At 65.8% G+C, this 12,935-nt stretch carries 7 protein-coding genes; 4 read left to right on the forward strand and 3 right to left on the reverse strand.

What is annotated here, in order from left to right; genetic code table 11:
• Positions 1–17: 17 nt before the first annotated feature.
• Together IPL79_17795 and IPL79_17800 are read left to right on the forward strand one after the other, a co-directional pair.
• The gene (locus tag IPL79_17795; GenBank protein ID MBK9072830.1) at positions 18–437 is read left to right on the forward strand and encodes a hypothetical protein; all 420 of its coding nucleotides are present in this window, start codon (positions 18–20) and stop codon (positions 435–437) included.
• Between the two features lie 5 nt (positions 438–442).
• Positions 443–640 (forward strand): hypothetical protein, encoded by a 198-nt coding sequence (locus IPL79_17800; protein ID MBK9072831.1) that lies wholly within the window; start codon positions 443–445, stop codon positions 638–640.
• Between the two features lie 24 nt (positions 641–664).
• Here the strand turns inward: IPL79_17800 and IPL79_17805 are convergent, their stop codons facing one another.
• The 3 genes from IPL79_17805 to IPL79_17815 all read right to left on the reverse strand — a co-directional run bounded on the left by IPL79_17805 (position 665) and on the right by IPL79_17815 (position 10,669).
• Complete coding sequence (locus tag IPL79_17805) at positions 665–1,732, reverse strand: hypothetical protein (protein ID MBK9072832.1); 1,068 nt, start codon at positions 1,730–1,732, stop codon at positions 665–667.
• A gap of 225 nt (positions 1,733–1,957) precedes the next feature.
• Positions 1,958–2,770 carry an enoyl-CoA hydratase/isomerase family protein gene (locus tag IPL79_17810; GenBank protein ID MBK9072833.1) on the reverse strand — a complete coding sequence of 271 codons (813 nt, stop codon included), beginning with the start codon at positions 2,768–2,770 and terminating at the stop codon, positions 1,958–1,960.
• 3 nt (positions 2,771–2,773) lie between these two features.
• Complete coding sequence (locus IPL79_17815; GenBank protein ID MBK9072834.1) at positions 2,774–10,669, reverse strand: tetratricopeptide repeat protein; 7,896 nt, start codon at positions 10,667–10,669, stop codon at positions 2,774–2,776.
• 199 nt (positions 10,670–10,868) lie between these two features.
• Between IPL79_17815 and IPL79_17820 the strand changes: the two genes are divergently transcribed.
• Both IPL79_17820 and IPL79_17825 read left to right on the forward strand, forming a co-directional pair.
• Entirely contained in the window at positions 10,869–12,383 is a 1,515-nt protein-coding gene (locus tag IPL79_17820; GenBank protein ID MBK9072835.1) for a deoxyribodipyrimidine photolyase, read from the forward strand.
• Positions 12,384–12,476: 93 nt separating this feature from the next.
• Positions 12,477–12,920 (forward strand): hypothetical protein, encoded by a 444-nt coding sequence (locus tag IPL79_17825; GenBank protein ID MBK9072836.1) that lies wholly within the window; start codon positions 12,477–12,479, stop codon positions 12,918–12,920.
• Positions 12,921–12,935: the final 15 nt, after the last annotated feature.

The raw sequence follows: 12,935 nt of genomic DNA on the forward strand, positions 1-12,935 counted from the left end.
ACCATGGAGGCAACCAAATGAAACGCCAGACGCGCCTGCACCGCTCACTTGTTGCCCTTGTGCTGGCGGGTGCGCTCGCTAGCGGGTCGACAGCCTGTCGCACCGATCAACGCGCTGGCGCGAGCGAGGCGGCGGCGACGGATCCTGCGTCACGCCCCAAGGCTCGGTCGGCGGCGGCACGCGCCATGGAAGAAGCGGGCGACGACACCAGCTATGCCCGCGGTAGCGAGGCCGACGGCGGCGCGGTGCCAACCCCTAAGGGCAAAGACTGGGACGGCTGGCGCTATCGCGGCGATCGCGGCACGTGTTTTTATCTGGTGGACCGCCGATGTGAAACCTCGCTGGCAGCGGCTTGCGAGCGTGCCGCTTGCGAAGCCGGCGAGGTGTGCGCGACGCGCGGCGAGGCGCCGGTGCGTGTGGAGTGCCGAAAAAAATAATGTGGTTGGCGAATCTCGCCGACTTTGGCATTCCGCTGATCGTAGGCGGGTATTGCGCGGCGCTGGGGCGCGACATGGGGGGCGCATGGGGCTTGCGCCTGCCGGTAGCGACGCGACGCTTGATTGGGTGGCTCGGAGCCGCGTTGGTGGTGGTGACCTTGCTGCGCATGGCGATGGCGCTGTATCTCGCGCAGCGCGCTTAGCACGTGCGGCGCAGGGCCATCGCGCTACGCGGCTGCTTGCGCGTGATGCTGCATGGTGAGCACGCGCGGCACGGAGATGGTGGGCCCGAGGCGAAACTCAAGGCGCGTGATGTCGCGATAGCATTCGCCGTCGATCACGGGTGAGAGCCGCTCGCCATCGGTGGCCGTGACGATCAGCTCGCGGCACGGGCGGTCGATGATGTCGCGACCGGTCATGTCCTTGCCCATCGCCATGCGCGGCAGATTGCGCGCGATACCGAGCGCCGTCGGTGCGCCGACCAGTGCGTTCATCACGCCCGGCGCGTCGGCCTTGCCGAAAAAACGAAAGACGCCGCCGATGTTGATCGACATTGAGGCGATGTGGATGCCGGTAAACTCATTGCCGGGCAGCGTGACGCCGTCAATGGAGATTTGAGCACGGGTGGGCGAGAACAGCTCATTGGCATAGCTGGCATACGGCGCCAAGCCCGGCACGTGGCGCAACGAGGTGAACGCCACCGGCATCGAGGCAAGCGCCTGGCCGACGACGCGCATGATGGTGCGCGGATTTGGATCGGGGTCTTGATAGTATTTATCAAAGAAGCGTTGCCCAATGCCGCCCGCCGCGACGGCGAAGCCATAGGTGCGCAGCGGCGAGGTCGTGCCATCCGCCGCGGCCACGGTTGCATCGATGCACATGGTCTCGACCTCCGCCGTGGCAATGTGCTGCTCGCGCGCGATGGCGCCGCGCAGCGCCGCGATCAAGCTTTCGGCGTTGCCGACGAGGCCGACATTATTGGCAACGAAGTCGATGGTGCCCCCCCGCGTCGGCATGATGGGGGGCAAGTTATAATGACGAAACTCCGGTTCTTGCAGCACCTCGAGGGCGCTGCGCATCACCCAATGCAAGGCGCCGTCGCCGCCGTCCGCAACGATGTACTTGCAGCCCGCTGCAAGAAACGATCGAATGGCTGGTTTGATGTCTGCGAGCTGCTTGGTTTGTACGACCACGCCAGCGTCGCCAACCAGCCGCGCCAGCTCGCCGGCGCGCTCTGGATGAAGCTTGTTTTTGCGCGCGTTGGGATTGGTGATGATGCCGATGTCGATGTCCATAGGGTCCCCAGCGGGGAACTTGGAGGAAATGCAATACAGATGCCGATGGGCGTCGGTGGTGGAAATCTTTGTGCTCGCAATACATTCAAGTAGTTACGAATTAGTGGGCTTTCCCTGGTTGAACTTAGCTTCTGTTGCCGGGGGCGATGATCGAGACCTCGAGGCTCCATGCGCAACCCATTACGCACCAGGCGCCGCCGGGCGAGTAGCTGGCAACGCACCGCTTTAGCGGCCGGAAAACGTGGGCGGGCGCTTGGCGAGTAGCGCCGCAACGCCTTCTTTGGCGTCGCTGGTTTCCAGCGTCGCGGCTTGGGCAAAGCTTTCGGCATACGCGGCGGCGCGCGCGGCGGCGGCATGCGCGCCTCGCAAGCTGCGCTTGGTCAGGCGTACCGCAATCGGCGCGTTTTCCGCGATCTGCGTCGCCAACGCGAGCGCGGTTGGAAGCACCTCGGACGCGGGCACGGCCTGACCCAGCACGCCCATCGCCTCGGCCGCGCGGCCATCGAGCAGGCGACCGGTAAATAACAACTCGGCCGCACGCGCGCCGCCGATGAGCTGCGGCAATAGATACGTGATGGCCATCCCAGGATGAATGCCGAGCTTGACGAAATTGGCGCCAAACTTTGCGTCCTGCGCGCCGATGCGGAGGTCGCATGCCAGCGCGAGGCCAAAGCCACCGCCCACCGCGTGGCCGTTGCAAGCCGCGATGGTTGGCACCTCGAGATCGAGCAACGACAAAAACGGTTCGTACATCAAGGCGGAGCGCTCGGCGGAAATTCGCGAGGCGTCGTCGCGCTGAATGTTCGAGCGAAAGTCCGCGCCCGCGGAAAAAAATCCGCCCTCGCCGGTTACCACCAGCGCGCGCAACTCGGCATCGGCGCGCGCCAGCGCGGTGGCCACCGCGAAGCCATCGAGCAATTCGGGCGTCATGCTGTTGCGATTAGCGGCGCGCTGCAGGCGGATGATTCCGACGCCCGCATGTGCGTCAGGCGAGGCGGGGCGCTCATATGTTACGGCTGCGGTTGGCGTCGCGGTCATGGCCTACGCTCCTAGCTCGGCGAGAAAGGTCTGCGCGTCGGCAAACGACGGATCTTCGCGCAAGGCCTTCTTGGCCCACAGCTCGGCCTTGGCGCGGTTGCCGCGGGCATTTTCAATTTTCGCCTCCCATAAAAGTGCCATCGGCCGTGTGACGGGCTGGGGGTTTTCCATCAGCGCGATCGCGCGCAGCGGCTTGAGCGCGAGCTCATAGTCGCCGGCCTCGGTCGCGAGCTGCGCCAGCTCGGCGGCAATCTCGGAGCTTTTGCGGTCGACATCGAATGCCTTTTTGAGCCAGCCGAGTTGGGCCTCCTTATCGCCCAGCGCGCCACACACGCGCCCCATGCGCTGCTGCAACGCCGCGAGCTCGGGCGTGCGCTTCTTGTGGGCATTGATCGAGGCCTCCAGCGTCGTGGCCGCCTCGTCGGTCTTGCCCGAGGCAATTAGCACGTCGACGAGCAACATCGCCAGCGCGTGGTCTTCGGGAAAGACGGCAAGCGCTTGCTGCGCCGGGCCGGTGGCGGCCTCGGGACTGCCTACATTGTAAAGGTAGATTTCCGCGGCGCGCCTGAGATTTGTGAAGCGTTCCGCGGGGCTTGTGGCGTGCGCGGCATCAACGATGTGAAGGGCCGCCAGCGGTTCAAATAGCTCCTTGCTGGTATAGTAGTCGCGTAAGCGGGCGCGCAGCTGCGCCGCGCCAGGTTGCGCCTCGTGAACGCGTTGGAGCGTTTCGATGGCGTCCTGTTCGCGACCTAGCTTTTGCGCGGCCTCGGCCGTTCGCAACGCGGCCTCGACTTGGTCGCTCCCCGTACATACCAGGGCAAGCTTGGCGCTCGCGGCCAACACGCCATCCCAATTGCCAGACTTTACATCGATGTCGCGCAGGAGCTGCAAGGCTTCAATGTCATCGCCGTGGGCCCCCGTCCACGCAGTTAAAAGTTCGCGGGCACCTTCATGGTCGTGGTGGGTGACGTGAAGGTGACCTTCCTTAAACAGCAACTCGCGCTCACGGGGCGCATCTTTTTTGCTTGCCGCGGCCAGCCGCGCACGCGCGTAGCCCGCGGCCAAGGCCTCGTAGCTCGCCGCTGGCGCCACTTGATACGCACTTTCATACAAGGCCAGCGCGTCCTCTAGGCGCCCAAGCTCCATCAACACGGTCGCGCGCGTCGTCGTCAAGGCGGCGACGACCGGTGGGGAAAAGTCTGGACGGGCCAGCGCCGTCTCAAGCAACGCGTCTGCCTCCGGGCTGCGCCGCGCCGCCACGAGGGCATCGGCAAGTTCGGCGATCACCGTCGCGTCGTGGGGTGCGCGTTGATTAGCCAGCGTGAGGGCCTCGATCGCCTCGGGCAGTTGCGACAAGGAATCGCGATAGATCCGCGCCGCATCGCGCAGGCTTTCGACCGCCGCCTCGACCTTGGCGTTGCGCTTACCGTCCGCCAGGTGGAGTCGCGCCAGCCCGCCAAGATCACCTGACTCGGCGTACCAGTTCTCGAGCTGGGTGCGAATCAGGCGATCTTCAGGTGCGGCTTGCAGCGCGGTCTCGAGCACCCGCTTGGTGGCCGCGCTGTCGCCGGCCAGGCGCCATAGCTCGGCGACCTTGCTCGCAAGCACGGCGACTTCGGCTGGCTCTTCCACGGCCAACAAACGCTCGCTGAGCTGCGCCTTTTCACGAGGATCCGCATCCGCCGGCAGCGCCTCTAACAGGCCGTGCAGGATCGCGCGGTCGGCGGGCGCAATCGCCAAGGCCCGCCTGAACAGGGACTCGCGCGCATGTGGCCTCGAGATGGACGCCAAGCGCACCGCGAGGCGGCTGGTCGATTCCTTGGCGCCGCGCGCGATCGCGTCATCAAACTGTTGTGACAAATAGGCGGCCAGCCCATCGCGGTCGCCGGATTTTTCGAGGGTTGCCTCAAAGAGGGTGGCCGCCTCGGCGTGATCTGGGTTGTCTTGCAGCACCTCTTTGAGCAACGTAATGGCTTGCTCGTAGCCGCCCGGGCGCGCGAGCAGGTAGCGCGCTTGTTCGAGGCGCAAGTCGTTGCGCTCGTCAACATCGGTGAGCTGCGGCATGACGCGGCCAAGCAATTGAGTCAGCGCTTCGTCGTTGCCGCGTTCGTGGTAGAGGGTGACGAGTGGCCTCCAGATGTCTGGATCGTGTGGCCGCCGTTCTTGCAAGAACTCAAGCACGCGGACATGGACGTCGGCACCCGCGCCCTTGCTGTGGCCGCCTGCGTTGACGGTGATGGACGTGATAATATCGTTTGCCAGCTTTTCGATGATCGCGCCTTCGGCCAAGGGGGCCGCGGCGAGCAGCAACGCGAACGATCCGGTCGCGTCGCCTTTGCGCAGCGCGTGGCGCGAGGAGGTGACGTAGGCCCACGCAGTTTGCGAAGCGTCGAGCTTGCCGTCCTTGGCCTGGGCGGTGGCCCGCGCCAGCAGCGCATCGACTTTTTCGTGGCGACCTAGCTCCTGCGCAATCTCAACCGCGCGCTCGAGCTCGGCGCCGGCAACGTCGGCCGTCTGCGATTTCTTTTCGAGGTAGTCGAGCAGGACATCGAGATCACCGGCCTGCTGCGCCACCTTGCCGTAAAACGCCAACGCGCGCTCGTCGCCACCGGCATCCGTGATGACGCGCAGGGTGCGCCCCACCTGAGCCCATCGAGGCTCGACCGTAAAGGCGCGCTCGAGTAAATCGACGCTTTGCTTGCGCCGCTGTGGGTGCGAGGCAAACACCTCGGCCAAGCGGTACATGGCGTCCAGCTGCGCCGCGCTCGGATCGGCGGCGCCAGGGCCGGCGACTTGCATCATCGCATCGAGCACGCGCGCCTGCTCTTCGTCGTCACCGAGTTCGCCGGCAATGCGTGCCAAGCCTCCGTACGCCTCGGCGAGATGAATGCCCAGCAGCTCGACGCGGTGGTAGAGCTTGGAGGCCGCGCGGAGGTCGCCGGCATCGTGTTCGAGCGCCTCGGCCGCAGACAGCAGCAGCGCCGACACGATGGGCGGATCGTCTTGGCGACGCAGCCGCTCGCTGATCGCGACGACGCTGTCGACGTAGAGTTTTTGCGCGCCTTGCTCCTTGGCAAGCTTGCGCGCGCGATCGCGTATGTCGATGTCGGCGGGGCTGCCTTGCAAGGCGGCGATGAGCGCCTCGAGCGCCTCACTGCCGCGTCCCATGTCGATGAGGAGATCGGCCTTGTCGGTGAGCAAGGGGCCGTTGCCGGTGGCGCCCGACATGCTCAGGCGACGGTCGATAATCTGTAGCAAGCGCTCGCGATCGCCATGCGCGAGCATGGATCGCCGCAGGCGCCTGACCTCGATATTTGAGGCCACGGCCGCCTCGGTCGCGCTCTGCAGCAGCTCCTTGCTTTGCGCCGCCTCGCCGCGCGCCTCGGCCAGCTTGTGGAGTTCGTAGAGCACCTCGCTTTGGCCGACGGCTTCAAGTTCGTCGGGGCTGGCTTGACGGCGTACGACGAGCAGAAGCGCGCGATAATTGCGTTCGGCGCGATCGATCTGGCCGGCGCGCTTGGCCAATTGCGCGAGCTCAAGCTGGATCGCCGCGCTGTTGACGTCCATGCGCGCCGCTTGTTCGAGTTCCGTAAGGGCCTCCTCTTGATTGCCCTCGGCCCACGCGATGCGGCCTAACTCCACGTGTAGCTCGGCGCGATCCGGCGTGCGGCGACGTCCGTATTCGGCGATGAGCGCGCCGATCACGTCGCGCGCCTCCTTGAACTGTTTGGCCGCGCGATAGGCGGCGGCGAGCCCGGTTCGTAGCACGCGATCGTTTGGATCTTGGACCAGCGCGCGGAGCAGCGCGGGCACCGCATTGCCGGGCTCGCCGAGGCGCTGGCTATAGATCTCTGCGGCCTCACGCGCAAACGCCGTGGCCTGGTCATCGGCGACTAAGTCAAGGCTGCCCGTCAAGAGCTCGGCGAGGTCGCGCCATCGCGCGAGCTGGCGATAAATCGTCGCCAGCAGGCTGCGCAGCTCGATCGAATCGTTAAATTCGGGGAGGGCTTTTTCGATTACGCTGGCGGCGCGTTCGGGTTGGCCGACATCGGCGTGGACCCGCGCGAGCTGGATGACGACCTCGATGCGTTCAGGCCCGGTCGTCGTGCCAAGCAGGCTTTCAAACCACGGCAGCGCTTGGGCGGGTTGCTTGCGCTCCATCTGCAGCCGCGCTAGCGATCGCAGCGAGTCGGCGGTTGGCGCCAACGCGACGACGCGGCGATGGCCCGCGATCGCGCGGTCTGGCTCGCCGAGGTCGATCTCGGCGATTTGCGCGTAGTGCCGCCATAGGCCCGCGGCGGGCTTCATGTCGCCCAGCACCTCGAGCTTGCGGGCCTCGCGTTCGAACAAGAGGGCCAGGCGGCTTAGCTCGCCACGTTGGCGCAAGAGCTCTGCGAGCGCGTCCATTGAGGCGGCGTGACCGGGCGCGTCTTCGAGATTTGCCAGGAGCACCTCGACGCGGCCCGAGCGGCCTTCGACGATGCCCATGCTCTTGGCCATTTCGAGCCGCAGGCCCACGCGTTCGCCCACGTCGGCGCTCTCCGCGACTTGGTGGCGGCGGATGGCGATCAGCTCGGCATGCTTGTCTTCGCGCGCATAAATCTCGCCGAGGGCGGCGAGCGCCTCGGGTTGATGCGGGTCTTCGCGCAAGATCGAGACGTACATGTCCGCGGCGAGCGCGGCGTCGCCGAGCTTGCCCAGCGCGATGTTGGCGGCTTGCACCCGCAAGGATCGCCGAACGCCGGGCGCAAACGGCAAGCGCGCGGCTTCGGTGAGCTGCTCAAATGCCTGGGCAAATGAGCCCTGCGCCAGCAACGCGTCGACCAAGCGGCTGGCCGTTGCGTTGGCGAGCTGCTCGATGGGGCTGGGAGGTTGCGTCGCGCCCTCAAAGCGCGACACCGGCGACGATGAGCGCCGCCCGATGCGCGCGGCACTCTTGTTGCTCGCCGGCGGCGGCGTAGCCTTGCCTTGGGCAAGGATGGCCGGGACGCTGGCGCCGGTGCCATGAATACGCCATTGCGCGGCGACGCGCGCGAACTGCTGCGCCAGCAAATCGATCAACGCGGCTTGATCGCCAATGTCGTCGGCGACGGCGATGGCGTCGCCGAGCACGGTGAGGTCGGCAGGCAAGAGCTCCGCGAGGCGACGCAAGGTGGTGAGCCGCGCGGCCGAGGCAGGCTGCGCCTGCTCGATGCGCCGGATGGCCCCCAGCAGCTCCACGCGATCGGGGGTGCGCGCGATCGCCTGGCGCAAACAGCGCAAGGCGCTGGCCGTGTCGTTGTTGCCTTCGAGATGCCATTGCGCCAGTTGCTGTCGCACCTTGGCCTCGAGGTCGGCGGCGAGCGAGCCGTTGCTTAGCGCCGTCTCCAGGGCCGCCGTCGCCGCGGCAAAATTATTGCTGTCATCGGCAGCCTTGCCATAGCCGGCGACGAGCTCGGGATGCAGCACGTCCTTGGCCACGGCGTTGCCAACCAACGCCGCCGCGGCGTGGTCCCACCCGTGCTGCTTGGGGGCTAGCCTAATGATCGCCGTGGCGGCGCCAAGATGCGACTTCTCATAGGAGAGCACTTGGCGATACGCCGCAATCGCGGGCCCCGCCTGTTCTAGCTCATTTTCATAGATGTCGCCCAGCCGCATCGCGAGGCGCGCAATATCGGCCGCATCCGTTTCGGACTCGACCGCGCCAGTGAAGGTGTTGATGGCGTTCTCGATGCTCGTAGCCGCGACTTCCCACGCATCGGTTTGATGCGCCAGAGAGATCACTTGCGCGAGCAGGGTGGCGTCGCTTGGCGCCAAGGGGAGGCACGCCGCCAAGTTGGCGAGGGCGCCGGCGGCATCGCGCAAATACTCGACTTGCATGGCCGCGGCCTCGCGGCGCAGGCGCAGCTGTTCACGCTCGTCGCGCGCGTCGCTGAGGCGATGCGGCAAGAGGCCCAATAGTTGCGCCCATTCGCCGCTTTGCTGAAAGCTATCAACAAGCGTCTGCGTCGCTTGCGCCCGCGTTGCGGGCGTCTCGACCAACGCCAAGAGGCCGGCGCGCGCGCGCGGGTTGCCGGGTGCCAGCGCGAGCACGTGGCGATACGCCGCCAGCGCCTGGGCAGGTTGCGCGAGATGGTGCGCATATGCGTCGCCGAGCGCCAAGATCTCGCTCAGCTGACGCGAGGTTTCTCGGCTCGCCGCGCGGGCGAAGAGCTCCGCCATCTCGCCCCATCGTTCGGCCTTGGCTAACAACTCGCCCAGCGCCGAGGTCGCCTCGGGGTCGTCGCCGGTCTCGGTGATCACGCGTTGCCACGCCGCGGTGGCCTGCTCGCGGTCGCCGAGTTGGTGTTGCCACAGCTTGGCAATCGTCATGAGATCGGCGCGCCGTTGGATGTCGTTCTTGGTGGCGGCGGCCCGCGCGCCTAGCGACTCGATCAGCTCGTCAAAACGGCCCGCGGCCTGCAGCAAATAGATCCTTGAATCGAGCGGCGACGTGTCGCTTGGATCGAGCTCAAAGCGCCGCTGCCACAACGCCAACGCGCGATCTGCATCGCCGAGCGATTCGGCCAGACGTGCCGCCTCGCCGAGCAAGCCGCGCTTGGTCGCTTCGCCGGGCTCGAGCTGCGCTAGGCGTTCCAAGGTGTCGAGTTGCGCTTCCGTCTTGTTGGCGCGGCTGTAGAGCTCGCCCAAGCGACGTTGCACCGTCAGCTCGTCGTGCTCGCTTAGGTCGGGGGTCTGCAGCGTTTGCAGATACAACGCCGTCGCGCCCTCGGCATCGCCGAGTAAATCGAGGCGCGTCCGCGCGGCCTCGGTGAACAATTCGACGCGGCGCCCGGCCTTGGCGGTGAGCGCGGCGGCGAGCACGGCCTGCGCATAGCGCTCCCATTGCCCACTGCGTTGCGAGACGAGGCGGAGGCGTTCAAGCGTCACGCTGGAGTCGGGCAGGGCCAGCAGCAGCTGCGCATAATGCTCAAGCGCGGCATCGTCGTTGCCTAGCTCGGCCAAGCGCGATGCAGCTTCTTCGCGTAGCAGGTGGCTGCCGGCAGGATCGGCGTTGATCGCTAGTTCGAGCACGCGCACGACGTCGCGCGGCCGCCCCGAGCCCTCGTAGTGCGAACGGAGCAGCTCGATCGCGCCGTCGCGAATGGGGCGCTTGGCTTGCTTGCTTTGCACGATGCGCTCGAGAAACGCGCACGCATCATGATCGGACTCGGCTTCGCTTAGGAGCCGACGCGCCACGGCGAGCGCCTGCGTCTCGTCGCCGACTTGCTCAAGCCAACAGGTCGCGATGCGGGTTAGGGTTTTTTCGCGTTCACGACGCGTTTGCGTATCGAGTTGACGCTGCCACAGCGCGATGAGATCGTGCCAGCGTTCATGGCGCTCGAGCAAGCGTTCGAGACCCGCGCGCAATTGGCCGTCATCGGGCGTCAGGCGCAGCAGGCGCTGCATGTAGCCAATGGCCTGCTCGGGCCGATTGGCGACGTCCTTGGCCAGTTGCGCCGCCTCTTGCAAGAGGCGGATCTGGCGCAGCGAATCGACGCTGCGATCGCAGAGCGATTCATAGAGCCCAAGAATATCGTCCCATCGCTCGGCGACGGTGTACGTCATCGACAAGCGCTCGACGGGCGCCTCGGCGTCGGGCGCGGCCTCGAGCACGGCGAGCAAGACGCCCTCGAGCACGCGCGGGTCGTCGCCAAACCACTCGTCGCAAAAGGCAACGGCGCGCTGGCCAACGATCTCCGCGACCTCGGGGCCAGGCCGTGAGGCTAAGATCTCGCGATAAAGCGCGACGATCGTCGTCGGCCCGTTGCCGGGATCTTGCCCCGTCGCGGCCTGCTCGGCTTCGTCCCAACTCGGATGCAGATGCGGCGCGCTGCGGACGGCTTTGAGCGCGAGTTCGAGATCGGTTGCGTTAGCCATGAATTCCCCTGCGATCGTGCGGCAGCGTATGCGATGACGCGGCGTTATGCCTGATCACCGCTGATGCCGCCGAAAAATTGTAACCCCGTGCGCGCAGCAGCGGCAGCCCGCACCCGCGATTTTTGATCGACCCCAAGTGTAGGTCCAACACCGACCAAACCGCGTGCGACACCGCGGGTTTCGAGCTACGTTGGGGGCAATGCGTCGCGATCAAGCTTCGATACCAACTGGCCTGGCCACGCGCGTCGCGCACGCAAACGCGCAGCCGGTGAATTCGGCGGGGCGCTACGTCTTGTATTGGATGATTGCGGCGCGGCGCACCACCTATCATCCCGGCCTGGAGCACGCGCTGTCGTGGTGTGCGCGGCTTGGCCGGCCGCTGCTCGTGCTGGAGGCGCTTCGGCTGGACTACCCATGGGCGAGCGCACGCCTACATGCGTTCGTCATGGCAGGCATGCGCGACAACGCGGCGGCCTTCGCGGCGGCCGAAATTGCATATCTACCTTACGTCGAGCCCACACCAGGGTCCGGCAAAGGGTTGTTGAGGCGGCTGGCACACGACGCCTGCGTCGTGGTGACCGACGAATTTCCCTGCTTCTTTTTGCCGTCGGCGGTGCGCGCGGCCGCGGCGCAGGCGCCGGTGGCGCTCGAAACCGTCGACAGCAATGGCATCATGCCGCTGCGCGCATTTCCGCGCGCCTACACCACCGCCGCCTCATTTCGCTGGGCGTGGCAAAAGGTGATCGCGCCGTATTTGATCCATTTTCCCGCGGCCGCGCCGCTGCTATCGACGCAGGCGAACGTCGCGCGCGGAGGCTGCATCCCAGACGATGTGCTAGCGCGCTGGCCGGCGGCCGCGCTCGCCGCGCCTGGCGCTGCAAATGCGCTGGCGGCGCAACTACCCATCGATCAAGGCGTCGCCATATCGCCCATCGGCGGCGGCCCCGTCGCGGCGGCTGCCGCGTGCACGCGCTTCATCGAAGCGCGCCTGGCCCGCTACGCAACCGACCGCAGTCAGCCCGATGCGGAGGCCGCTAGCGGGCTTTCGCCATACCTGCATTTTGGTCATATCTCGACGCATGAGGTGGTTGCCGCGCTGATGCGCGCCGTCGATTGGACGCCGGCCTTGGTGGGTACCAAGGCAAATGGTCGCCGCGAGGGATGGTGGAATCTGCCTGACGCGCCGCAGGCCTTCCTTGATGAACTCATCACGTGGCGAGAGCTTGGGTATGGCTATTGCTTCCACACGCCGGACTATGCGAGCTACGCGTCGCTGCCCGCGTGGGCCTTAGCGACGCTTAAAAAACACGCGGCAGACCCCCGGCCCCATCTCTACAGTCCCGCGCAGCTCGACGCGGCCCAGACGCATGATGCGCTATGGAATGCGGCGCAGCGCCAGCTTCGCGGTGAAGGCATCATTCAGAATTACCTCCGCATGTTGTGGGGGAAAAAAATCTTGGAATGGTCTCCCACCCCCCAGGCGGCGCTGGCGACCATGGTGGACTTAAATAACCGCTACGCGCTCGATGGGCGCAACCCCAATTCGTACTCCGGCATTTTTTGGACGCTCGGTCGCTTTGATCGCGCCTGGGGGCCCGAGCGCCAGATCTTTGGATCGGTGCGCTATATGTCGTCCGAGAACACCGCGCGCAAGCTGTCGCTCAAAGCGTATCTGCGGCGGTGGGGCACACAGAGCGGTTTTACCTACAATTAGAAATATTGCGGAACCTGCGCATGCGCGTAGAAACCGACATGTCAACCTCGTTACTAAGAGAGGATGGGCAAATTTCGCCTCATGGAGAGAGACATGAAACGAATTCTTCTTGCGTTTGGATGTGTGGTCGGGCTGACGTCGTGTTTATACAGCGACAGCATCGATGAGGGTGGACAAGGAGAGGTAGCCGAGGTGCCCATTTATGGGCCAGGCTCCCAGGAGGAGCTATGCCCCTTGCTGGAACCCGATGCCTGCCGAACCGAGGCGGGATGTCGACAGGAGGGAACATGTCTCGGCGGCACCTGCGCCCAGATCGAACTCACCGCATGCCTGCCGGTGTCCTTTGGGACGCCTGGCGATGTGCGATCGTGCAGCCAGCTCGACGCGAGTGATTGTCGCACGCGTGCCGACTGTCTGTCCGCGGTGGAAATTGGTGGTGGCAGCCTTTGCATCCCTGAGTCACGCACCGAAGACACGCATATCAGCGACGACGATCGGGTGATCGTCACCGTCGATCTGCCACAGGTTGTTCGCTAAGCCCCTGCGGGCCAG

It is taken from the genome of Myxococcales bacterium, from assembly GCA_016716835.1.
Lineage (GTDB): Bacteria > Myxococcota_A > Polyangia > Haliangiales > Haliangiaceae > JADJUW01.